This is a genomic window from Streptomyces sp. NPDC048639, from assembly GCF_043199075.1.
In the GTDB taxonomy this organism is placed as follows: domain Bacteria; phylum Actinomycetota; class Actinomycetes; order Streptomycetales; family Streptomycetaceae; genus Streptomyces.
In genome coordinates, this window is sequence record NZ_JBICVP010000003.1 from 456,706 (window position 1) to 476,858 (window position 20,153).

20 protein-coding genes and 1 pseudogene are annotated in these 20,153 nt (G+C 71.5%); 11 read left to right on the forward strand and 10 right to left on the reverse strand.

Annotated features, from left to right (window positions below; translation table 11 throughout):
- Positions 1 to 150 precede the first annotated feature (150 nt).
- Together ACGFNH_RS10290 and ACGFNH_RS10295 are read right to left on the reverse strand one after the other, a co-directional pair.
- Complete coding sequence (locus tag ACGFNH_RS10290; RefSeq protein WP_393652613.1) at positions 151 to 2,163, reverse strand: trypsin-like peptidase domain-containing protein; 2,013 nt, start codon at positions 2,161 to 2,163, stop codon at positions 151 to 153.
- Complete coding sequence (locus ACGFNH_RS10295) at positions 2,156 to 2,509, reverse strand: CU044_2847 family protein (RefSeq protein ID WP_393652614.1); 354 nt, start codon at positions 2,507 to 2,509, stop codon at positions 2,156 to 2,158. The genes ACGFNH_RS10290 and ACGFNH_RS10295 overlap by 8 nt, the downstream gene beginning before the upstream one ends.
- A gap of 167 nt (positions 2,510 to 2,676) precedes the next feature.
- On the opposite strand from ACGFNH_RS10295, the gene ACGFNH_RS10300 reads away from it, so the two are divergent.
- The 3 genes from ACGFNH_RS10300 (at position 2,677) to ACGFNH_RS10310 (ending at position 4,973) form a co-directional block, all read left to right on the forward strand.
- Positions 2,677 to 2,856 (forward strand): DUF6104 family protein, encoded by a 180-nt coding sequence (locus ACGFNH_RS10300; protein ID WP_365255179.1) that lies wholly within the window; start codon positions 2,677 to 2,679, stop codon positions 2,854 to 2,856.
- A 198-nt stretch (positions 2,857 to 3,054) separates the two neighbouring features.
- Entirely contained in the window at positions 3,055 to 3,939 is an 885-nt protein-coding gene (locus ACGFNH_RS10305; protein ID WP_393652615.1) for a DUF4097 domain-containing protein, read from the forward strand.
- On the forward strand, positions 3,939 to 4,973 hold the full coding sequence (locus tag ACGFNH_RS10310; protein WP_393652616.1) for a helix-turn-helix transcriptional regulator: 1,035 nt from the start codon (positions 3,939 to 3,941) through the stop codon (positions 4,971 to 4,973). The genes ACGFNH_RS10305 and ACGFNH_RS10310 overlap by 1 nt, the downstream gene beginning before the upstream one ends.
- Before the next feature lie 46 nt (positions 4,974 to 5,019).
- Here the strand turns inward: ACGFNH_RS10310 and ACGFNH_RS10315 are convergent, their stop codons facing one another.
- Positions 5,020 to 5,250 (reverse strand): hypothetical protein, encoded by a 231-nt coding sequence (locus ACGFNH_RS10315; RefSeq protein ID WP_393652617.1) that lies wholly within the window; start codon positions 5,248 to 5,250, stop codon positions 5,020 to 5,022.
- A 127-nt stretch (positions 5,251 to 5,377) separates the two neighbouring features.
- Positions 5,378 to 6,340 carry a zinc-binding dehydrogenase gene (locus ACGFNH_RS10320; RefSeq protein WP_393652618.1) on the reverse strand — a complete coding sequence of 321 codons (963 nt, stop codon included), beginning with the start codon at positions 6,338 to 6,340 and terminating at the stop codon, positions 5,378 to 5,380.
- Between the two features lie 157 nt (positions 6,341 to 6,497).
- On the opposite strand from ACGFNH_RS10320, the gene ACGFNH_RS10325 reads away from it, so the two are divergent.
- Entirely contained in the window at positions 6,498 to 6,623 is a 126-nt protein-coding gene (locus ACGFNH_RS10325) for a hypothetical protein (protein WP_393652619.1), read from the forward strand.
- A 104-nt stretch (positions 6,624 to 6,727) separates the two neighbouring features.
- Here the strand turns inward: ACGFNH_RS10325 and ACGFNH_RS10330 are convergent, their stop codons facing one another.
- Entirely contained in the window at positions 6,728 to 7,936 is a 1,209-nt protein-coding gene (locus ACGFNH_RS10330; RefSeq protein WP_393652620.1) for an NADP-dependent malic enzyme, read from the reverse strand.
- A 502-nt stretch (positions 7,937 to 8,438) separates the two neighbouring features.
- Between ACGFNH_RS10330 and ACGFNH_RS10335 the strand changes: the two genes are divergently transcribed.
- The 3 genes from ACGFNH_RS10335 to ACGFNH_RS10345 all read left to right on the forward strand — a co-directional run bounded on the left by ACGFNH_RS10335 (position 8,439) and on the right by ACGFNH_RS10345 (position 11,168).
- Positions 8,439 to 9,401 carry an ABC transporter substrate-binding protein gene (locus ACGFNH_RS10335; RefSeq protein WP_393652621.1) on the forward strand — a complete coding sequence of 321 codons (963 nt, stop codon included), beginning with the start codon at positions 8,439 to 8,441 and terminating at the stop codon, positions 9,399 to 9,401.
- A gap of 61 nt (positions 9,402 to 9,462) precedes the next feature.
- Positions 9,463 to 10,410, forward strand: a complete 948-nt coding sequence (locus ACGFNH_RS10340) for an amino acid ABC transporter permease (RefSeq protein ID WP_393652622.1) — start codon at positions 9,463 to 9,465, stop codon at positions 10,408 to 10,410.
- Positions 10,407 to 11,168, forward strand: a complete 762-nt coding sequence (locus ACGFNH_RS10345) for an amino acid ABC transporter ATP-binding protein (protein ID WP_393652623.1) — start codon at positions 10,407 to 10,409, stop codon at positions 11,166 to 11,168. Before ACGFNH_RS10340 ends, ACGFNH_RS10345 begins: the two co-directional genes overlap by 4 nt.
- Positions 11,169 to 11,244: 76 nt before the next feature.
- On the opposite strand, the gene ACGFNH_RS10350 is transcribed toward ACGFNH_RS10345, so the two are convergent.
- Positions 11,245 to 12,021, reverse strand: a complete 777-nt coding sequence (locus ACGFNH_RS10350) for a class I SAM-dependent methyltransferase (protein ID WP_393652624.1) — start codon at positions 12,019 to 12,021, stop codon at positions 11,245 to 11,247.
- 102 nt (positions 12,022 to 12,123) lie between these two features.
- Between ACGFNH_RS10350 and ACGFNH_RS10355 the strand changes: the two genes are divergently transcribed.
- Entirely contained in the window at positions 12,124 to 12,792 is a 669-nt protein-coding gene (locus ACGFNH_RS10355) for a CGNR zinc finger domain-containing protein (protein WP_393652625.1), read from the forward strand.
- A 44-nt stretch (positions 12,793 to 12,836) separates the two neighbouring features.
- Here the strand turns inward: ACGFNH_RS10355 and sodX are convergent.
- A pseudogene (gene sodX / locus ACGFNH_RS10360) lies at positions 12,837 to 13,169 on the reverse strand (nickel-type superoxide dismutase maturation protease); the annotation flags it as partial.
- A 150-nt stretch (positions 13,170 to 13,319) separates the two neighbouring features.
- On the opposite strand from sodX, the gene sodN reads away from it, so the two are divergent.
- Positions 13,320 to 13,715 (forward strand): superoxide dismutase, Ni, encoded by a 396-nt coding sequence (sodN, locus tag ACGFNH_RS10365; protein WP_360846177.1) that lies wholly within the window; start codon positions 13,320 to 13,322, stop codon positions 13,713 to 13,715.
- 243 nt (positions 13,716 to 13,958) lie between these two features.
- On the opposite strand, the gene ACGFNH_RS10370 is transcribed toward sodN, so the two are convergent.
- Positions 13,959 to 15,176 (reverse strand): RNA polymerase sigma factor, encoded by a 1,218-nt coding sequence (locus ACGFNH_RS10370; protein WP_393652922.1) that lies wholly within the window; start codon positions 15,174 to 15,176, stop codon positions 13,959 to 13,961.
- A 300-nt stretch (positions 15,177 to 15,476) separates the two neighbouring features.
- Positions 15,477 to 15,890: a YciI family protein gene (locus ACGFNH_RS10375; protein WP_393652626.1), complete on the reverse strand. Its 414-nt coding sequence runs from the start codon at positions 15,888 to 15,890 to the stop codon at positions 15,477 to 15,479.
- 258 nt (positions 15,891 to 16,148) lie between these two features.
- Between ACGFNH_RS10375 and ACGFNH_RS10380 the strand changes: the two genes are divergently transcribed.
- The gene (locus ACGFNH_RS10380) at positions 16,149 to 17,393 is read left to right on the forward strand and encodes a putative glycolipid-binding domain-containing protein (protein WP_393652627.1); all 1,245 of its coding nucleotides are present in this window, start codon (positions 16,149 to 16,151) and stop codon (positions 17,391 to 17,393) included.
- A gap of 262 nt (positions 17,394 to 17,655) precedes the next feature.
- Positions 17,656 to 18,723: a hypothetical protein gene (locus ACGFNH_RS10385; RefSeq protein WP_393652628.1), complete on the forward strand. Its 1,068-nt coding sequence runs from the start codon at positions 17,656 to 17,658 to the stop codon at positions 18,721 to 18,723.
- 378 nt (positions 18,724 to 19,101) lie between these two features.
- Here ACGFNH_RS10385 and ACGFNH_RS10390 read toward each other — a convergent pair whose 3' ends face one another.
- Entirely contained in the window at positions 19,102 to 20,142 is a 1,041-nt protein-coding gene (locus ACGFNH_RS10390) for a family 2 encapsulin nanocompartment cargo protein polyprenyl transferase (protein ID WP_393652629.1), read from the reverse strand.
- Positions 20,143 to 20,153 lie beyond the last annotated feature (11 nt).

Genomic DNA, 20,153 nt, shown 5'->3' on the forward strand with positions numbered 1-20,153 from the left:
GGTGGGGCGCCGCGTCCGGGCCGACGGGGGCAGGCTGTGCCCACAACGGGCCCCTGAGAATGTACCCGCGCAGCGCGGCGGTATCGGCGTTTTCCGGACAGCCACCAGGACACCACGTGCCCGTGGCTCGGCCCACGGGGCCGGTGGTCCTCACGGCGAGTCCAGCGTTCCGGGCGCGCCGGCGGCCACCGGCCTCCTCGGGTCGTCGTACAGCACGGCCACGGCCTCCGCCCAGTGGCCGGCGTCCCGCTCCCGGTGGATCTCCTCCCTGATACGGCGCAACCGGTCGGGCAGTTCGGCGGCGGACCCCAGCCTCCCCAGCACCTCGGCCGCGCCCGCATGGAAGGTGTCGCAGTCGTCCAGGCATCTGCTCGCGGTGTGCCCGTCGGTGTGCCAGAGCGCGATGCCGTGCCCGGCCTCCAGCGCCAGGTCGATGGCCTTGCGCCCCAGGCCCGTGCTCGCGGGGCGGCACAGGACCGGGATGGCCGCGGGGGGCATGTCCTGGAACTGGCGGGACCGCGGCGGGCGGCCCGGCGGCGGGGTGCGCGAGGCGGCGAACTCCACTGACTCGGCGGTGAGTTCCCAGCGGGCGAGCCACACATTGGCCGGTTCTCCACGGCGCGCGATGTCGCGCAGCACCACGCGGCGGTGCGCGCCGAGCGGCAGATGCGCCGTGTCGTACAGCTTGGCCATCTCGCTGAGCTGCCAGCGGTGGACCGCGGTGTCGAAGTGGTCGACGGGCAGGACCACTTCGAGCGGGGCGGGGCAACCTGCCGTGTCGACGCCCTCGAAGACCTCGGCGAGCGGCTGCCGCAGACGCCGGATCAGATCCTCGGGAAGGACCCCCCGCCCCGTCTCCTCGGCCTCGAAGGGCTCTTCGCTGTCGTCACCGTCGTCGACCCGGATACGCCAGTAGAAGCGCTCGGGCTCCTCGTAGTGCACCGGCTCCAACTCGACGACGACGGTGGGGCCTTCGCCCGGACCCGGGTACGGGATGACGTCCCGGCCCGATTCCGGTTCCGCGGGCGCGGTCAGCGCCTCCGGAAGTCGCGTGAGGGTGACGATCGCGCGGACCGGAGGCCGTACGTTCCTCAGACGGCGGTCGACCCAGTCCGCCAGCGCCTTGGCGTCGCCGTCCCGGTGCTCGACGAGCAGTGCCACCAGGCGCAGGTAGTGCAGGAAGGCGATGGCCTCCAGCGGGCCGTCGTTGCCGTAGAGCCTGCCGTGGCCGTCGCGCCAGGTGTGCAGCAGCGGGGGGCGGCCGGGCGGCGGCGGCTCGCCCCGCGCCTGGCGCACCAGCGCGGCCAGGTCGGACGAACCGGCCGGGGCGGCCAGTTCGGCGAGCAGCCCGAGCGCCTCGACGCGGTCGAGCGGGGTCCAGCGGTCGCCGTCGGCGGTCGGGCTGCTGCCCGGCAGCTTCGCCTGCTCGGCGGCCCAGTGGTACGGCGTGAGCGCGGAACGGACTCCGTGCCAGCGGTCGTGGGCCGCCAGCACCTCCCCGTACAGGCCGCCGAACTGCCGCAGCGCGGAGGCCGCGATGGCCATGCCGCCGTCCCGGTCCGCCCTGCGCGACTTGATGATCCCGACGACGGCACCGGTGGACGGGTCGAGAACGGGCCCGCCCGACGTGCCCTTGGGGAACTCGGCCTGCGGCGCGAACCGCATCCCATACGGCCCGTCGCGCTGGTTGATCTCGACATCCGCGCTCCAGGGGACGGCGGGGTCGTCACCGGGGCCGCCCGGCCGGTACCCGTAGGCCGTCTTGCGGTCGCCGCCCGGCTGGTCCGCGCGGTCGGTGAACCAGACGCATTCGTGCTCGACGTCCTCGTCCAGCAGCCGGACCAGCGCCAGGTCCTCGGCCACCGGCACCCTGTCCTTGGCGGCGTCCGTCACGAGCCAGTGCGCGAGGCGCGCCTCCACGGGCGTGCCGCCGTTCAGCACGTCGTTGCGGACGCGGAAGACCCGTTCCCGCCCCGGCCTCACATACGGCCTCAGCACATGGGCGCAGGTCAGCACCCAGCCCGGGGCGACGAAGAAGCCGCTTCCCCACATCGCGGGACGGCCGTCGCCGGTGGAGCGGTCGTCGCCGGAGCCGTCACCGGCGGGCAGGATGTGGACGGTGGCGGCCCGGGCCAGTGCGTCGAGATGCCCGGCCTCACCCATCCGCGCGTGCCGGGTCGTTCGCGGAATCCGGGCCGGGCCGCCAGGTCAGGGTCACCTGGATCGAGGCCTTCGCCTCGCCGTCCGCGAGCACGGCCAGGGCCTTGCCGGACTTGGCGGCCAGCTCGATGCCGAAGGAGACGCTCGCCTCGTCGGGTTTCGCCGCGGCGGCGGCGGCGAGCACGGCCGCACCCACTTCGCCGATGACCTCTTTGAGCTGTTCGACCTTGGCCGCGGCGGCGTCGAGGACACCGATGTCCTCGTCGTCCTCCGCGTAGCCTCCTGCCGTGCCGACACGGGCCAGCACCTCGGCTCCCCCGGGCAGTTCGATCCTCTGGATGCGTGCCACGGCTCCCCCCGCTCCTGACAGCAACTCGCCTTCCCAGGCTCCCACTTGAGCAAGCAAGGGTACTGGCCTGCGCCGACGGCGGGCGAGACCCCGGCGGCCGGCATCGGCACCGGACGCGGCCCGCATACCCTGGGAGGCGAACATCTCCGGAGGATCAGGAGCGTCCCGTGTACTTCACCGACCGCGGTATCGAGGAACTGGAGCGGCGGCGCGGCCAGGAAGAGGTCACCCTCGAGTGGCTGGCCGAGCAGCTCCGTACGTTCGTCGATCTCAACCCGGACTTCGAGGTCCCGGTCGAGCGGCTCGCGACATGGCTGGCGCGCCTCGACGACGAGGACGACGAGTAGCGGCCGGGCGCCGGACGAGTAGTACGCGTCCGGCCTCCGCACTCCGACCGCGGCCGGCTTCCGGTTTCGTGCGGCCCCGCGTAGGGCCTCAAGAGGCCGGTGCAGCCGCCTCTTGACTTCCGACGTCCGCGATATATCGTGTTGTCGAATGGCAACGCGATATGTCGTCGTACGCCCATCCCCAGGGAGGCCGCAGCAGTGAAAGCCGGCAATGAGTGGTCGCTCTCCGAGCCACGCACACTCGACCTGGAAGGACCCCTCGACCGGGTCAGCGTCCGCATCGTCGGCGGCACGGTCAACGTCGTCGGCACCGACGCCGCCGCGGCGCGGCTGGAGGTCAGCGCGATCGAGGGACCACCGCTGACCGTCACGCACGAGGACGGCGCACTGACGGTCACCTACGACGACCTGCCCTGGAAGGGCTTCCTGAAATGGCTCGACCCCAAGGGCCGCCGCCGCAGCGCCGCCGTCTCACTCGCCGTCCCGGCCGGGACGCGGGTCGAGGTGGGTGTGGTGGGGGCCGGCGCCGTGGTCTCCGGCATCGAGGGGCCCACGCACGTATGCGGCGTCACCGGTGACACCACGCTCGTCGGGCTCACCGGCGAGGTCCGCGCCGAGACGGTCTCCGGCGGGGTCGACGCCCAAGGGCTCACCGGGCGGCTCCGGTTCAGCTCCGTCTCCGGCGATCTCACCGTGATCGAGGGGTACGGCTCGGCGGTGCAGGCGGAGTCGGTCAGCGGCAACATGATCGTCGACATGGACAGCCGGACCGCCGATCTCACCCTCGCCACCGTCTCCGGCGAGATCGCGATCCGCATCCCGCACCCGGCGGACACCCGGGTCGAGGCCAGCACGGCGAGCGGCGCCGTCTCCAACGCCTTCGAGGAGCTCAAGGTCACCGGCCACTGGGGCACCAAGCAGCTCACCGGCACCCTCGGCGCGGGCAGCGGCCGGCTCAAGGCGAGCACGGTCTCCGGCGCCATCGCCCTGCTGCGCCGCCCGCAGACGGAGGACGAACCCCCGTACGGCGAGGGCGAAGGGCCGCACGCCGACTCCCCCGCCAGCTCCGGAAAGGTCCTCTGATGCCTCCCGTCTTCGCCCACGGCCGGCTGCGCCTCTACCTCCTCAAGCTGCTGGACGAGGCCCCGCGCCACGGTTACGAGGTGATCCGCCTCCTGGAGGAGCGCTTCCAGGGGCTGTACGCGCCGTCCGCCGGCACCGTCTACCCGCGGCTGGCCAAGCTCGAGGCCGAGGGGCTGGTCACCCACGCCTCCGAGGGCGGCCGCAAGGTCTACTCGATCACCGACGCCGGACGGGCCGAACTCGCCGGTCGGCAGGGCGAACTCGCCGATCTGGAGCTGGAGATCCGCGAGTCCGTCTCCGAACTGGCCGCGGAGATCCGCGAGGACGTCCGCGATGTGGCGGGCGACCTCCGCCGCGAGATGCGTGCGGCCGCGCGCCAGGCCCGTGCCGAGCGCCCCGCGGCCGAGGGCTGGGAGGGCGCCCTGGGAGACCGCGACGCCTGGCGCCAGGCCAAGGAGGAGATGCGCCGCGCCAAGGAGGAGTGGAAGGAGCAGGCCCGCAGGGCGAAGGAGGAGAGCCGGCGGGCCAAGGAGGACGCGCAGCGAGCACGTCAGCAGGCGCGGGACGCGCAGACGTTCGCGCGCGAGGAGATCCAGAGGATCGTCAAGCGGGTCCAGGAGCAGACGCAGGGGCAGATGCGCAGCGGCGACTGGCAGGGCGCCGTACGCGATGCGCTCACCGAGGTCACCCGCGAGATGCGCCGGATGACGCAGCCGACGGGGCCGGGCCCCGAGGCGGATGTGACGGTCGAGCAGGTGGACCTCGGCAAACACCAGGCAGGGCCCGAGCCGGCGGCGGGGCGCGCCGCGAGCGGGGCGCCCGAGGGCACCGAGCCCGAGTGGGCCCGGGAACCCGGCGCCGCCTCCACCGATCCCGCCCGCGATCTGGAGCGCCTGCTCGACCGCTTCCGCGACGACATCCGCGACGCGGCCCGCGACCACGGTGTGGGCGCGGAGCAGTTGAAGGAGGCCCGCCGCCATCTCTCGACGGCGGCGGCCCATATCGGTGCCGTCCTGCGCGCACCGCGCCCCTGAGGCGTCGGTGCCGTCGCCTGGCGCATCGCTCCCGGCGCCCGAGGCGTCAGTCCCAGCGGTAGCCGTCCCCGAGCAGGAGGGTGTGCTCCAGCACATCCTCCATCGGGTCGTCGATCTGGCCCGTGGAGACCAGCGCCATATGGGGTGCGTTGTGCGAGTTCCGGTGCGTCTCGTCGGCGTGAGCGGCTCCGGCCGGAAGGCCCGCCACGACCACCGCCGCTCCGGCAACGCCCGCCCAGCGGGCCCAAGTCCTCGCGCTCTTCCGCTTGTTGTCCATCGGTATCCGTCCTCGCTCGGTCGTCCGTGACCCGGAGCACCGGGGTGCGGCGGGTCACCGGCGGCCCGGGCGGGACGCCGGTGACCTGCTCATCCGATGGACGGACCGGGAGGTTACGGGTGATCGCTCAGACGGTCAGGACGATCTTGCCGAAGAGATCGCCGCCGGCCATCTTCTCGAAGCCCTCGCGCGCCCGGTCCAGCGGCAGCACGGAGTCGATGACGGGCCGGACGCCGGTGGTCGCACAGAAGTTGAGCAGGTCCTCCAGCTCGTCCTTGGTGCCCATGGTCGAGCCGACGACCTTCAGCTCCAGGAAGAAGATGCGGTTCAGTTCGGTGGCCTGGGGGTTGGGGCCGGAGGTGGCACCCGAGATGACCAGAGTGCCGCCGGGCTTCAGCGACTTGACCGAGTGCGACCAGGTGGCCGCGCCCACCGTCTCGATGACCGCGTCCACGCGCTCCGGCAGCCGCGCCCCCGGCTCGTACGCGCCGAGGGCGCCGAGGTCCACCGCCCGCTTGCGCTTGGCCTCGTCCCGGCTGGTGGCGTACACCCGCAGTCCGGCAGCCTTGGCGAGGACGATCGCGGCGGTCGCCACTCCACCGCCCGCGCCCTGGACGAGGACGCTGTCGCCCGGCCGTACGCCCGCGTTGGTGAACAGCATCCGGTACGCCGTCAGCCAGGCGGTCGGCAGACAGGCGGCCTGCTCGAAGGACAGGTCCTTGGGCTTGGGGAGGAGGTTCCAGGTGGGGACGGTGACCTGCTCGGCGAACGTTCCCTGGTAGCGCTCGGTCAGGATGGAGCGGGGCTCCTTCGGGCCGACGCCGTGGCCGCTCTGGCCGATGACGGAGTGGATGACGACCTCGTTGCCGTCCTGGTCCGTCCCGGCCGCGTCGCAGCCGAGGATCATCGGGAGCGCCTCCTCGCCGAGGCCGACGCCGCGCAGCGACCACAGGTCGTGGTGGTTGAGCGAGGCGGCCCTGACGTTGACGGTCGTCCAGCCGGGCCGCGCCTCCGGCGCGGGGCGCTCCCCCAGCTCGAGGCCGCTCAGCGGCTGGTCACGGTCGATTCGGGCGGCATAGGCAGCGAACATGATCCCGAGACTAGGACTCTCGCGGGACGCGGCGGAACCTCACACGGGTGTGAATCGCGCCGCGCCGTCCCCCGGCCTCCCGCGACATGACGTCGGGGCAAGCGGCAACGCGGGGTGCCGTTGGTGGCGCGGGCGGCCTGCCCGTCGCGTCCTGTGCGTGGAGTGGCTGACGCACCAGAAGTTCTCGCGCGCCGCGTTGCACGACATGTGCGTGGGTGGCTTGCGGGGCACCCTGGACGCGATCGAGGGTGCCGGCCTGCCCCGCGCCTCCTCGGGCTGCTGACGCGGGACGAGCCCGATGGCGGGCGGGCCCGGACGAACACCTACGGGCCGTCACCCGCCCCGAGGGCGGGCCACGGCCCGTAGGTATCGATCACTCGCGGGCGGCTAGCGCCGCGCCACGCCCTCCGCGCGAGCGGCAGCGGCCACGGCCGCGGTGACCGCGGGTGCCACGCGCTCGTCGAACGGCGAGGGGATGACCTTGTCCGCGCTCAGCTCGTCCGCCACCACGGCCGCCAGGGCCTCGGCCGCGGCCAGCTTCATCCCCTCGGTGATCCGCGATGCGCGCACCTGCAGGGCGCCCGCGAAGATCCCGGGAAAGGCCAGCACGTTGTTGATCTGGTTCGGGAAGTCGCTGCGGCCGGTGGCGACCACGGCCGCGTACTTGTGCGCGACGTCGGGGTGGATCTCCGGATTCGGGTTGGCCATGGCGAAGATGAGCGAGTCCTTCGCCATCGAGGCCACCGCCGACTCCGCGACCGTCCCGCCGGAGACACCGATGAACACGTCGGCGCCTTCGAGCGCCGACTCCAGCGAACCGCTGATTCCCGCCTTGTTGGTGAAGCCGGCCAGATCCCGCTTCACATCCGTCAGGTCCTCGCGGTCCGCGCTGACGACGCCCTTGCGGTCGCAGACCACGACGTCGCCGATGCCCGCCTCGATCAGGATCCGGGCGATCGCGACGCCCGCGGCACCGGCGCCGGAGATCACGGCGCGGAGCTGCCCGAGCGTACGGCCGGTGATCTGGGCCGCGTTGCGCAGTGCGGCGAGGGTGACCACGGCGGTGCCGTGCTGGTCGTCGTGGAAGACGGGGATGTCCAGGCGCTCCTGGAGCTTGCGCTCGATCTCGAAGCAGCGCGGTGCGGAGATGTCCTCGAGGTTCACCCCACCGAAGGAGGGTGCCATGCGGACGACCGTCTCCACGATGTCGTCGGCGTCCCGGCAGTCCAGGGCGACCGGAACCGCGTCCACGCCGCCGAACTGCTTGAAGAGGATCGCCTTGCCCTCCATCACCGGAAGCGAGGCCTCCGGTCCGATGTCGCCGAGCCCGAGCACCGCGCTACCGTCCGTCACGACGGCCACGACCTGAGACTTCCAGGTGTAGTCGTGGACCAGTTCCGGCTTTTCCGCGATGGCGCTGCACACCTTGGCCACACCGGGCGTGTAGGCGAGGGACAGATCGTCCCTGTCGCGGACCGGGACGGTCGCCTGGATGGCCATCTTGCCGCCGCGGTGGAGTGCGAATGCCGGATCGAATGACTCGCCGTCATCCGCCGTTTCGCTATCGCTGCGAGGATTCACGATCTCCGCTGCCACTTTTTTGACCCCTTATGTCTGAATTTCTATCGAGGGTAGCCGCCCCAGGTTGAGGAGCGGGCGGGCACGCGTCCGGAAGTCCTGCGCGGCGGATGAGCCGCTGCGCGGAATCGATACGGACGCCGGGCGCGCCGCACACGCGCCCTGAGCCCCGGGTGAGGGGTGTAACCACCGTTTCTACCGCACGAGCGCTGACATGGACGAGTCGCTTTCGTCACGCGGTCGCACGACGCGAACTCTTTTGGCCCGCCATCCGGCCGGGAGACATATCACGCAATGGAGTCGCCCTGCGGGCCGCGCACTCCGGACAGTCGCGAGCCGCGCACGAATTGCGCTTACGTGGAGCTGGTGACGGGAACGCCCGTTATCCGATTTTGACATGGCTGGCCCCCTGTTCGGAGCCGTCCGGATGGCAAGATGCCTCAATCACACGAGGTCGCGACACTCGATGATGTGTGCCCCGACCCATCGGCTACTCCCTCACTCGCAGGAGGAACCAGCAATGACCGCAAGCAACACTGGTCGCACGGCCGCTGCCAGGTCCCGGATGGCCGCCGCCGGCGCGATCGCGGTCGCGGGCGCCCTGCTGCTCACCGCATGCGGCGACCAGACGGAAAAGGGCGGCAACGGCGACTCGACCGCCGCGGGCTCCGAGGCGCCCCTGTTCTCCAAGCTGCCCAAGGACATCCAGGAGTCCAAGGTCATCAAGGTCGGATCGGACATCGCGTACCCGCCCGTGGAGTTCAAGGAGGGTGGCAAGACGGTCGGTCTGGACCCCGATCTGGCCGACGCCATGGGCAAGGAACTCGGCGTGAAGTTCGAGTTCCAGAACGGCACCTTCGACACACTGCTCACCGGTATGCGTTCCGGCCGGTACCAGGTCGCCATGTCCGCGATGACGGACACCAAGGACCGGCAGAACGGTATTGACCCGGAGTCCGGAAAGAAGATCTTCGAGGGCGTCGACTTCGTCGACTACTTCTCCGCCGGTGTTTCGATCTACACCAAAAAGGGCCAGACCAAGGGAATCGAGACCTGGGAGAACCTCTGCGGGAAGAAGGTCGTCGTCCAGCGCGGCACCGTCTCGCACGACCTGGCCAAGGGCCAGTCGGAGAAGTGCACCAAGGGCGGTGACAAGGCGATCTCCATCGAGGCCTTCGACACCGACGTCGAGGCCCAGACCCGCCTGCGCGCGGGCGGCGCCGACGCGGGCGCGAGCGACTTCCCCGTCGCGGCGTACGCGGTGAAGACCTCCGGCGGCGGCAAGGACTTCGAGATCGTCGGCGAGCAGGTCGAGGCCGCCCCGTACGGCATCGCGGTCGGCAAGAAGAACACCCAGCTCCGCGACGCCCTCAAGGCCGCCCTCGAGGCGACCGTCAAGAGCGGCGAGTACGACAAGATCATGAAGAAGTGGCTGGTCCAGGACGGCGCAATCAAGGAGATCAAGATCAACGGTGGCTCCTGACCGCACGTACGACCTCCCGAAGGATTCGTACGGCCCGAAGGAACGCTGAAAGGCATTACCCGTGACTGTTCCCCTCGACAAAACGGGCCCGGAGGACACCCCGCCGCCGGGCCCGCAGCCTGAAACCATCAAGGCGATCCCCGTCCGTCACTACGGCCGGTGGATCTCGGGCATCATCGTCCTCGGCCTGCTGGCGCTGCTGGTCAACGCCTTCGCCGGCGCCGACATCAACTGGGACGCCATCCCGGAGTTCATGTTCGACCCCAGCGTGCTGGACGGCCTCTGGAAGACGGTGCTGATCTCAGTGCTGTCGATGGCCGTCGGCCTGGTGCTCGGCATCATCCTGGCCGTGATGCGGCTGTCCAAGAACCCGGTCACCTCCTCGGTGGCCTGGGGCTACATCTGGTTCTTCCGCGGCACCCCGGTCTTCGTCCAGCTGATCCTGTGGTTCAACCTCGCCCTGGTCTTCCCCTATATCAACCTGGGGTTCTACCGGGACGAGATGAGCGACTTCATGACGCCGTTCATGGCCGCTCTGCTCGGTCTCGGCCTGAACGAGGCCGCGTACATGTCGGAGATCGTCCGGGCCGGCATCCAGTCGGTCGACGAGGGCCAGACCGAGGCCTCCCACGCCCTGGGCATGACCCACAGCAAGACGCTGCGACGGGTGGTGCTGCCGCAGGCGATGCGCGTCATCGTGCCGCCGACCGGCAACGAGTACATCAACATGCTCAAGACGTCATCGCTGGCGGCCAGCGCCTGTCAGTACGACGAACTGCTGCGGTCCACGCAGAACATCGGGCAAACCTCGGGCGCGGTGGTGGAGATGCTCTTCCTCGCCGTGTTCTGGTACCTGGTGCTGACCAGCATCTTCAGCGTCGGTCAGTACTACTTGGAGCGGTACTACGCTCGAGGTGCGGTCCGCAGTCTGCCGCTCACTCCGTTGCAGAAGGTCAAGACGAACCTGGCAGCCTTCAGCAACCGCTCCTCGGGAGGTGCCGGCGTATGAGCGCGATGGTGAAAGCCGAGGGCGTCCACAAGTCCTTCGGACCTGCTCACATCCTCAAGGGCATCGACCTCGAGGTCGCACCCCGCGAGGTGTTCTGTCTGATCGGCCCGTCCGGCTCGGGCAAGTCGACCTTCCTGCGGTGCATCAACCACCTGGAGAAGATCAACGCCGGACGGCTCTACGTCGACGGCGAGCTGGTCGGCTACCGGCAGAAGGGCGACAAGCTCCACGAGCTGAAGGACAGCGAGGTCTCGCTCAAGCGGCGCGACATCGGCATGGTCTTCCAGCGCTTCAACCTCTTCCCGCACATGACCGCGCTGGCCAATGTCATGGAAGCGCCGATCCAGGTGAAGGGCGAGACCAAGGCCGTGGCCCGGGAGCGGGCGGAGCGGCTGCTGGACCGGGTGGGCCTCGCCGACAAGGCCGCGTCCTACCCGTCCCAGCTCTCCGGCGGCCAGCAGCAGCGGGTGGCCATCGCCCGCGCTCTGGCCATGGAGCCGAAGCTGATGCTCTTCGATGAGCCGACCTCGGCGCTGGACCCGGAGCTCGTGGGTGACGTGCTGGACGTCATGCGCGGACTGGCCGAGGACGGTATGACCATGATCGTGGTGACCCACGAGATGGGCTTCGCCCGCGAGGTCGGCGACGCGCTGGTGTTCATGGACGACGGGGTCGTGGTCGAGTCGGGCCACCCGCGCGACGTCCTCACCGACCCCCAGCACGAACGCACCAAGTCGTTCCTCTCGAAGGTGCTGTAACCCTCGGAGAAGGACACGGACAGGGAGCCCTCCGCAGCGTTGCGCCGCGGAGGGCTCCCTGTCCGTGCCCCTTCGGCTACTTCAACCCGAGGACCATGGCGTCCGACGGCGAGCACCACACCGGCCGGGCCTCGCCGAAGCCCGCAGCGCGGAGGGCTTCGGCATGCCAGGCGGCCGGCTGCACCTCCCCGTCCGCGTGGTCGCCCTCGATCGGGTTGCCGAAGATCGCGAAGCGCTCGGCGGCCGCCCCGGCGAGCACCGGGTCGGCGGCGACGTCGCGCCACCAGTCCGCCCAGTCCAAGGCGCCCGCGTCCCTCTCCCGCTCCTGACGCGCATGCCGGAAGGCCCGCTCGGCCTCGTTGATGCGGGGCGTGGACGCGTCGGGCATGTGGTCGGCGTTGAGGAACGCCCCGCCGTCGCGGAGGACTCCGGAGATCTGCCCGTACAACGTCCGGAGGGGATCGGTGCGCAGCCAGTGCAGTGCGGTCGCGGTGAGGACGGCGTCGTAACCGCGGTGCGGGAGTTTGTCCGTCCAGGCCGGGTCCGTGAGGTCGGCGGCCACGAACGCGGCACGGGGCTCGCCCTCGAACGTGCCGCGGGCGATGGCCAGCAGCGCCGGATCGAGGTCGACGCCGGTGGTGACGGCGCCGGGGAAGCGGCGGAGCACCCGGGCGGAGATGCTGCCCGTGCCGCACGCCAGGTCCAGCACCTTCGGCTCGGGTCCCGCGAGGGCCTCGACCATGTCGAGCATGACCCGGAACCGCTCCTCGCGGTCGGGGAGATACCACTCCTGCTGACGGTCCCAACTGGTCTGCCAGGCACCCCAGTCGGCGCGGGCCACTGTCCCGGTCATGCCGTACCCCTCCACCTCGTACGAAGACGTAATACCCTCGAAGCACCATCGGCCGTTACTCCGGTCGCGACCGAGACTAAACCGCATCCGTAAGGACTACAAGTGGAACTGGCCTATTACTCGGACTACGCGGTGCGCCTCGTCAACAGCGAGGACCCCTCCCGTGGCAAGGACGAGCTGACCTCGGTCGATGCGGTACGGGCCCTCTTCGGCGCCGCCTCCCAGGCGGCCCGCCGCGCTAACGAATCCGATGTGACCCGGCTGCGTGCCGTACGCGGCCGGCTCCGGGCGGTCTTCGAGGCGGCCGACGAGGGCGACGAGGTACGGGCGGTGGACCTGCTCAACGCGCTGCTGATGGAGTTTCCGGTGAGCCCGCAGGTCTCCGGGCACGAGTTCCGCGACGACGACGGCCGCCCCAAGTGGCACATGCACATCGCGGACCACCCGGCCAACGCGACCGCCGGCTACGCCGCGACCGCCGCCATGGGGCTCGCCTTCCAGCTCACCGATCTGGGCGTCGACCGGCTGGGCCTCTGCCGGGCCGCGCCCTGCCGCAACGCCTATCTCGACACCTCGACGAACCGGTCCCGCCGCTACTGCTCGGACCGCTGCGCGACGCGCGCCAACGTCGCCGCCTACCGCGCCCGCAAGCGCTTGGAGGAGCGGCCCTCCCGCGGGGACGAGGCCGCGGCGGACCGCACCGCGCGTACGGACCGTACGGGGCGTACGGCCGAGAAGACCCAGGCGAGCAGCCCCACCGGCGACCGCTGACCGTTCCGCACGCCCGGCGGGCGCAGCCGCACCCGCACGCGGGCGAGCACGAACTCCTCGGGCACGGTGCCGAATTCCCTGCTGTCGCTCTCGGCGTACGGGTTGTCGCCGAGCACCCACCAGCCCCCGTCCCGCCGTTCGGCGGCCCGCTTGACGATCAGCAGGTCCTGCTGCATCGGGTGGCGCAGCATGATCACATCGCCGGGGCGGACCGGCGCACCGTACTGGACCACGAGCCGGTCACCCGGCCGCAGTGTCGGAACCATCGAAGGGCCGACCACATCGGCCAGCCCGAAGGGCGTCGCCGCCCGCCGGTCGCGGTCCTGCTCCGGCTCGCGCCCGCCGTCATAGCCCTGCCACCGGCCACCCTCCGGCATCCGGCACCTCCTGGCTCCTGGTCCGTTCCTCCACCAGTACCCAGCCTGGCACCGGACTTTTGTCCTAAGCCCCCTGGGGCACTCGCAAAATCATCTCTCCCAGGGAGTAATCTCCCCCATGAGAAGACGATCACGAGGAAGGACAGCTCTATGCTCTCCCGCCTGTTCGCCCCGAAGGTGCGGGTCAGTGCCCACTGCGACCTGCCCTGCGGCGTCTACGACCCGGCACAGGCCCGGATCGAGGCCGAGTCGGTCAAGGCCATCCAGGAGAAGTACCAGGCCAACGAGGACCAGCAGTTCCGGGCCCGCGCCATTGTCATCAAGGAGCAGCGCGCGGAGCTCGCGAAGCACCACATCTCCGTGCTGTGGAGCGACTACTTCAAGCCGCCGCACTTCGAGAAGTACCCGCAGCTCCACCAGCTCGTCAACGACGCCCTGAAGGCCGCCAGCGCCACCAAGGGCTCGTCCGACCCGGCCACCGGGCAGAAGCTGCTGGATCTGATCGCCGAGATCGACAAGATCTTCTGGGAGACCAAGAACGCCTGATCACGGCCTGGTCTCACCCGGACCTGCGGTCTCCGTACCGCGGGACGGACGGTCCGCACCCGGTCCGCCGGACTCCACCCCTTCAGTCCGCGCGGTCCGGGTGCGGTCTTGTGCGCAGACGCTTTCCGCATGAGCGGTAGGCGCGACGGCCGGGATCCTGCGGCCACGCGGCCGCGGAATGCGCAGTGGCACAGCCGGGCAGCGGCGCGGTTGAAGGCCTCCGGCCGGGTGGGCCGTTCGGGCTCAGGCCAGGCGGGCCGCCCGGGCCTGGAGGTAACGGCGTTCGGGCACGCTGAGCGTCAGGCGGGCCGCGTTCCCGTACGCCGTACGCGCCGCCTCCGTGTCACCGGCCATCTCCAACAGATGGGCGCGGACCGCCTCCAGGCGGTGGTGGCCCGCCAACCGGTCGTCGGTCTCGAGGGACCGGAGCAGCGCGAGACCGGCGCGTGGCCCGTCCACCATCGCGACGGCAACGGCGTGGTTGAGCGTGACCATGGGGCCCGGCGAGAGGCGCGCCAGCAACTCGTACAGCGCGAGGATCTCCATCCAGTCGGTGTCCTCGGCCCGCGCGGCCTCGTCGTGGACCGCCGCGATGGCCGCCTGGAGCTGGTACGGGCCGACGGGCTCGCCGCGGAGGGACGTCGCCTCGGTGAAGAGGGCGAGGCCCTCGTCGACCGCGTCACGGTTCCACAGGGCCCTGTCCTGTTCGGCCAGCGGGACGAGTGAGCCGTCGCGGTCCGTACGGGCCGGGCGGCGGGCGTCGGTGAGCAGCATCAGCGCCAGGAGACCGGCCACTTCACCGTCGTGCGGCAGCAGGGCGCGTACGGAGCGGGTGAGGCGGATCGCCTCCACGGCCAGATCGGTGCGGTGCAGGCTGGCGCCGGAGGTCGCGGTGTAGCCCTCGTTGAATATCAGGTAGAGGACGTGCAGGACGGCGGCGATCCGTTCGGCACGCTCGCTCTCCTCCGGCTGCCGGAAGCGGGCGCCCGATGCCTTGATGCGCTGTTTCGCGCGGCTGATCCGCTGGGCCATCGTCGCCTCGGGCACGAGGAAGGCGCGGGCGATCTCCGCCGTCGACAGACCGCCCACCGCCCGCAGCGTGAGCGCGATCCGTGAGGACTGGGTGAGCGCGGGATGGCAGCAGAGGAAGAGCAGGGTGAGGGTGTCCTCCTCGTGCGGGGCGCGGTCCTCACCGGGCGGCGGGGTCACGAACGCGTCGGACGGCGTCATCGCCGCGGCGTTCTCCTCGCGGCGGCGGCGCGCCTCTTCGCTGCGCAGCAGGTCGGTGAGGCGGCGGGAGGCCACACGGATGAGCCAGCCGCGAGGGTTCGCCGGAACGCCCTCCTCCGGCCACTGCACGGAGGCGGCGAGCAGCGCCTCCTGGACGGCGTCCTCGGCGGTGTCGAAGTGGCCGTACCGCCGCACGAGCGCTCCCAGGACCTGCGGCGCCAGGGTGCGCATCAGATCCTCGGCCGTCCTGTCGTCCGGCCCGGTCACGATCCGCCTCGCCTCGCGTCGTCCCCGCCGGCGGGCCGACGGCCCGCCGCCCGTTGTCGGTTCATACGTCCTCGCTCCATGCGTCCCTGGCCCGCTCGTCGTTGACCGCGACCGGCTCGTCGGCCGACCGCTCGTCGCCGACACTCGTCAGAGTCCCGGCGGGCATCCGTTCGGTACCGGCGTCCGTCGCCCCGGGTCGTCCGGTTCCGTGCGCCCGCGCGTACGGCTCCCGGCGCGCGGACGGCCCTTACCGGTCGCTGCGGCTCACATCTCGGTGCCGCCGCCCTCGTCGAGCGGGTGGACGATCACCGGGTAGTTGGGCACCCCCTCGGGCTGGGGGCAGGAGTACGCGCGGGCGGCGATCTCGGTGGCGCGGTCGATGTTCTCGACGTCGATGACCCAGTACCCGGCCAGCACCTCCTTGCTCTCCCCGTACGGCCCGTCGGTCACCACGGGGCGGCCGTCCTTCGACGCGGTGACCAGCTTCGCCCGGGCCGGCTCGGTCAGCCCGTTGGCGTCGACCAGCTCACCCGCCTCGGCCAGATCGTCGTTGATCGCCCCCATGTGCGCGAACATCGCATCGAGGTCCGGCCGGGTCCAGGCGGGCCCGTCCTGCGACGTGCCCTTCATGGCGTCGTAGTCGGACTGCTTGCCGAGCACCATCACCAGGTACTTCATGGTCTCTCTCCTCAACCCTCGTCCGTGGCCGCGCCCTCCCGGGACGCCTTCCGCAGGGGACGTCGGAGCCGGGGACCCGTCCTCGACATCCGGCGGCAGAGTTTCCCGAAACTCCGGACCTGCTCGCGCAGAACGTACCCAACCAGCACTTTCCGCTGCCGCATCCCCACGCTTTCGGCCCCTCCCGGTGAGAGCATCGGTCCTGTGGACGTGGGCGCTTCGTGCAGGCGCCGCCGGGACTGCGAGGGAGGGCGAACGATGGCCGGTCGGCCGCAAGGGGTGACCTGGCGTGTCACCGGGAGCGGTGGGTTCGAGACGGCGTGGACCGAGGTCTCGGGCACGGTCCTGCGGGCCCGCGGCCGGGTCGTCGGCACCGTGCCGGAGCCGTACTGGATGACGTACGAGCTGGAGACCGGCGGGGACTACGTGACGCGTCGTCTGTTCGTCTCCGCCGACACGGCGTCCGGCGATTCCCGCAGCCTGGACCTGCGGCGGGAGGAGGACGGCCGGTGGACCGCGAACGGGAGCCCACTGCCCGATGTGACGGGGGCCGAGGACTGCGACCTCGGGCTGTCCCCGCTGACCAACGCCATGCCCGTACTGCGGCACGGGCTGCACACCCGCCCCGGGGAGCACGACTTCCTGATGGCCTGGGTCTCGGTCCCCGACCTGACCGTGACGCCATCGCCCCAGACGTACACGCATCTGGAGACCACGGACCACGGCGCGCGAGTGCGGTTCACCTCGGAGGACTTCACCGCCGACCTGGAACTCGACCCCGACGGACTGGTCGTCACCTACCCCGGCCTCGCCTTCCGCTCGCACGGCCCGGGGACCGAACTCGCCTCGGAACAGCACCGGCACTGGCAGGAGACCTACCGGACCGAGCCGGATCCGTACGGTCCGCAGCCCTCCGAGCCGGCCGTCCACGCCGCCATCACCTTCCGCAAGGCCGGGGCCCGTACGGTCCTGGAGCTGGGCGCCGGGCACGGGCGCGACGCCCTGTATCTGGCCCGGGCCGGATTCGACGTCACCGCGGCCGACTTCAGCGCCGCCGCGCTCGAGCGGCTGCGCGAGCACGCGGAGGCGGAGGGCCTGGCCGAGCGCGTGGAGACCGTCGAACACGACGTACGGCGGCCGCTGCCGTTCCCCGACACCTCCGTGGACGCGGTCCATGCGCACATGCTGCTGTCCATGGCGCTGTCGACCGAGGAGATCCGCGCCCTCGTGGACGAGATCGCGCGCGTCCTGCGGCCCGGGGGCGTTCTCGTCTACACGGTCCGGCACACCGGCGACGCGCACTACGGGAAGGGCACGTCGCACGGCGACTCCGTGCACGAACACGACGGCTTCGCCGTCCACTTCTTCGACCGCGAGCTGGTCGACTCCCTTGCGCAGGGGTGGGACCTGCGCGAGGTGCACCCCTTCGAGGAGGGCACGCTGCCGCGGCGTTTGTGGCGGGTCACGCAGACCCGACGTCCGGGCCCCGACGTGGCACCCTGAACGCACGGCAATCGCCACCGGTTGCGGCCGGTCGAGCCCGTCGCGGTCGTCGCAGTCGTCGCGGCGGTCGCGGCGGTCGGGGCGGTCGGGGCGGTCGGGGCGGTCGGGGCGAAGGATCAGCAGAGGCCGGCGAGGGCCCGGGCCTGCGGAGTCGGACAGGGCGGCGGAACAACGGCCTTCGCGCCGGTGGCGCGTCCGGCGCCGCACCGGCGCTCGCCGGCCGCCATGAGACGGAGCACCACAACATCGGGGGGCGGGTCGTATGCACGGGGTCCTGTACGCGGAAGAGTCCTGGAATCCGCTGGCCCGGACGGTGGAGCTGACCGAGGACCGACTACGGATCGGCAGCCGGTACACGCCGTTGTCCGAGCTGAACCTGGCCGCCATGGCCGAGGCGTATCTGAGTAGGCAGTGGCTGGGCGGCGGGGGCGCGCTGCGCGCACTCACCGCACTGGGGTCGGGCACCGGGATCGTGCCGATCACACGCATCACCGGGTCGACGCATCCCGTCAGGGTGCGCCGGGCGGCCGAATTCGCTTATGTCCTCGGCGAGTTGGCGGTCCGCCGGGTCGGCGGTCCGGGAGCCGTGGCGGCGCTGGCCGAGGTGGCACGGGCGGAGGGCGTGCCTCTGTGGATCGCCCGCCGCATCGCCCCGGGACCGGGAGCCGCGGGCACCATCGCCGTGGCCGTCGACCGCCGCACGGCGCGGGTCGACGTCTGGTCCGCGTCCGCCCCCGTCGTACGTGTCCGGGCACCGTACGGTGTCTCGCCCGACCGCCGGATCCCGGACCGGGGCCTGGTCCTTACGGTCGGCGAGGTGCGGGCAGCTCTCGTCGTGACGGCGGAACGGAGAAGGTCGCGGTGTGCCGTCACCGTGGGGATCCCGTACCGGTACTGGGAGTTGAGACGCGAAGGTGCCCGCGCGTCCCGCCTCATGTGCAACGGTCACCCCGTCGCGCTCCTCGCCCGCCCCCGGCCCGGCGCGGGCCGGGGCATGCTCCTGCAACCGCTCGCCGACGTATGGCATCAAGGGGCGGACCCCCTCGATGCCGTCATGGCACACGCCGTCGCGGCGGCCTTCGGCCTCGGCGACGGCACGGGCGCCGTGCGCTTCCGCAGCCGCCCTCTCCCCTCCCGAGGCGAGTCGGTGTGGTCGGACCCCTGGTACAGCGACCTGGGCTCCGGCGCGTACGACAACAGCCCGGGCGGAGGCGGGGAGTGGGACTCCGGCGGCAGCGGAGGCGGGGACGGCGGAGGAGGCGGAAGCGACGGTGGCGGAGGCGGGGGCAGCGACGGCGGAGGAGGTGGTGGAGGCGGGGGCGGCGACTGACATCACCTCCCGGGACAACTATCGCCCCGCCTCCGGTCCTTGACGTCCCGGTCTTGACCTTCCGGGCCTTGACCTCCCGGCCTTCGACGTCCGCACCCTCCTTCCTCATCTCCCGGGGGAGTCGCCCCCTCCGGGATCCCCTACCTCCGGGATCCCCTACCTCCGGGAAGCCTTCTCCCTCTGCGGAGCCCCTCCTTCCGGGGAAAACCGGCTCCTTTCCGGGTCCGCTCATCGTGGGCGGATTTCCGGGGTCCGCTCATCGCGGACGGAGAGGGCTCCTGAGCACGCCCGGGCGCAGTTCCCTCCGGATGCGGGCCTCCCGGATCCGCTCTCTCCCGCAAGGAGGGCTCTGATGATGGGCTCCCGGATCCGCCGCGCTCAGCAGCTCCGGCGCGTGACGAACTCCGCGAGCGTCAGCAGATCCTCGGCCCGGGCGAGATCCGGCACGGCCAGCGCCAAGTCGTCCATGGCGCCCGCCATCCGTACGCAAGCCTCGCTCTGGGCCCAGTCCCTCCCGCCCGCGCGCTCGACCGCCTCCGCCGCACGTTGCAGCTCGACACCGTCCATCGGCCCCTCCCCCGCGTATATGCGGGCGAGTTCGGCCGCACCGGGCCTGCCGGACGTCAACGCCGCGACCACGGGCAGGGACTTCTTGCGGGCCGAGAGATCGGCACCGGCGGGTTTGCCCGTGGTCGCCGGATCGCCCCAGATCCCGATCAGATCGTCGATGAGCTGGAAGGCGAGCCCGGCCTGCCTGCCGAAGCGGTCCATCGCGTCGGCGGCCGCTCCGTCCGCTCCCGCGTACAGCGCGCCGAGGGCACACGCGCAGCCGAGCAGGGCGCCCGTCTTGGCCTCCGCCATGGCCAGGCTCTCCTCCAGCGTCACATCCGAGCGGTTCTCCAAGGCACAGTCGGAGTGCTGGCCCTCGCAGAGCTCGATGACACAGGCCGCGAGCCGGGCGGCCGCGGCGGCACCCGCGGGATGCGGATCCTCGGCGAGGACCCGCAGCGCCAGCGACTGCAGCGCGTCCCCCGCGAGGATCGCGTCGGCCGCCCCGAACACCGTCCAGGCGGTGGGCCGGTGGCGGCGCGTGTGGTCGCGGTCGATGACGTCGTCGTGGAGAAGCGTGAAGTTGTGGACCAGTTCCACCGCGGCCGCGGCCCGCAGCGCATCCTGGGGCCGCCCGCCCAGCGCCTCCGTCGCCGCCAGGACCAGCGCCGGCCTGATCGCCTTGCCCGCATTGGCCGTGAGCGGCACGCCGTCCGGGTCCTGCCAGCCCAGGTGGTAGGCGGTCACGCGCCGCATCGCGGCGGGCAGCGACTCCACCGCCGCCCGCAGTTCCGGTTCGACCTCCTTGCGCGACCGCGCGAGCAGATCCGCGGCCTCGGAGCGCTCCCGGCGCTGTGTGAAGGTGTTCATGTCCCCGCCTC

Bases quoted from the DNA above. Each gene is read 5' to 3' on its own strand.
- ACGFNH_RS10290 (WP_393652613.1), bottom strand. From the start codon at position 2,163: ATGGGTGAGGCCGGGCATCTCGACGCACTGGCCCGGGCCGCCACCGTC.
- ACGFNH_RS10310 (WP_393652616.1), top strand. From the start codon at position 3,939: ATGCCTCCCGTCTTCGCCCACGGCCGGCTGCGCCTCTACCTCCTCAAG.
- ACGFNH_RS10315 (WP_393652617.1), bottom strand. From the start codon at position 5,250: ATGGACAACAAGCGGAAGAGCGCGAGGACTTGGGCCCGCTGGGCGGGC.
- ACGFNH_RS10320 (WP_393652618.1), bottom strand. From the start codon at position 6,340: ATGTTCGCTGCCTATGCCGCCCGAATCGACCGTGACCAGCCGCTGAGC.
- ACGFNH_RS10335 (WP_393652621.1), top strand. From the start codon at position 8,439: ATGACCGCAAGCAACACTGGTCGCACGGCCGCTGCCAGGTCCCGGATG.
- ACGFNH_RS10345 (WP_393652623.1), top strand. From the start codon at position 10,407: ATGAGCGCGATGGTGAAAGCCGAGGGCGTCCACAAGTCCTTCGGACCT.
- ACGFNH_RS10350 (WP_393652624.1), bottom strand. From the start codon at position 12,021: ATGACCGGGACAGTGGCCCGCGCCGACTGGGGTGCCTGGCAGACCAGT.
- sodN (WP_360846177.1), top strand. From the start codon at position 13,320: ATGCTCTCCCGCCTGTTCGCCCCGAAGGTGCGGGTCAGTGCCCACTGC.
- ACGFNH_RS10370 (WP_393652922.1), bottom strand. From the start codon at position 15,176: ATGCGCACCCTGGCGCCGCAGGTCCTGGGAGCGCTCGTGCGGCGGTAC.
- ACGFNH_RS10375 (WP_393652626.1), bottom strand. From the start codon at position 15,890: ATGAAGTACCTGGTGATGGTGCTCGGCAAGCAGTCCGACTACGACGCC.
- ACGFNH_RS10380 (WP_393652627.1), top strand. From the start codon at position 16,149: ATGGCCGGTCGGCCGCAAGGGGTGACCTGGCGTGTCACCGGGAGCGGT.
- ACGFNH_RS10385 (WP_393652628.1), top strand. From the start codon at position 17,656: ATGCACGGGGTCCTGTACGCGGAAGAGTCCTGGAATCCGCTGGCCCGG.
- ACGFNH_RS10390 (WP_393652629.1), bottom strand. From the start codon at position 20,142: ATGAACACCTTCACACAGCGCCGGGAGCGCTCCGAGGCCGCGGATCTG.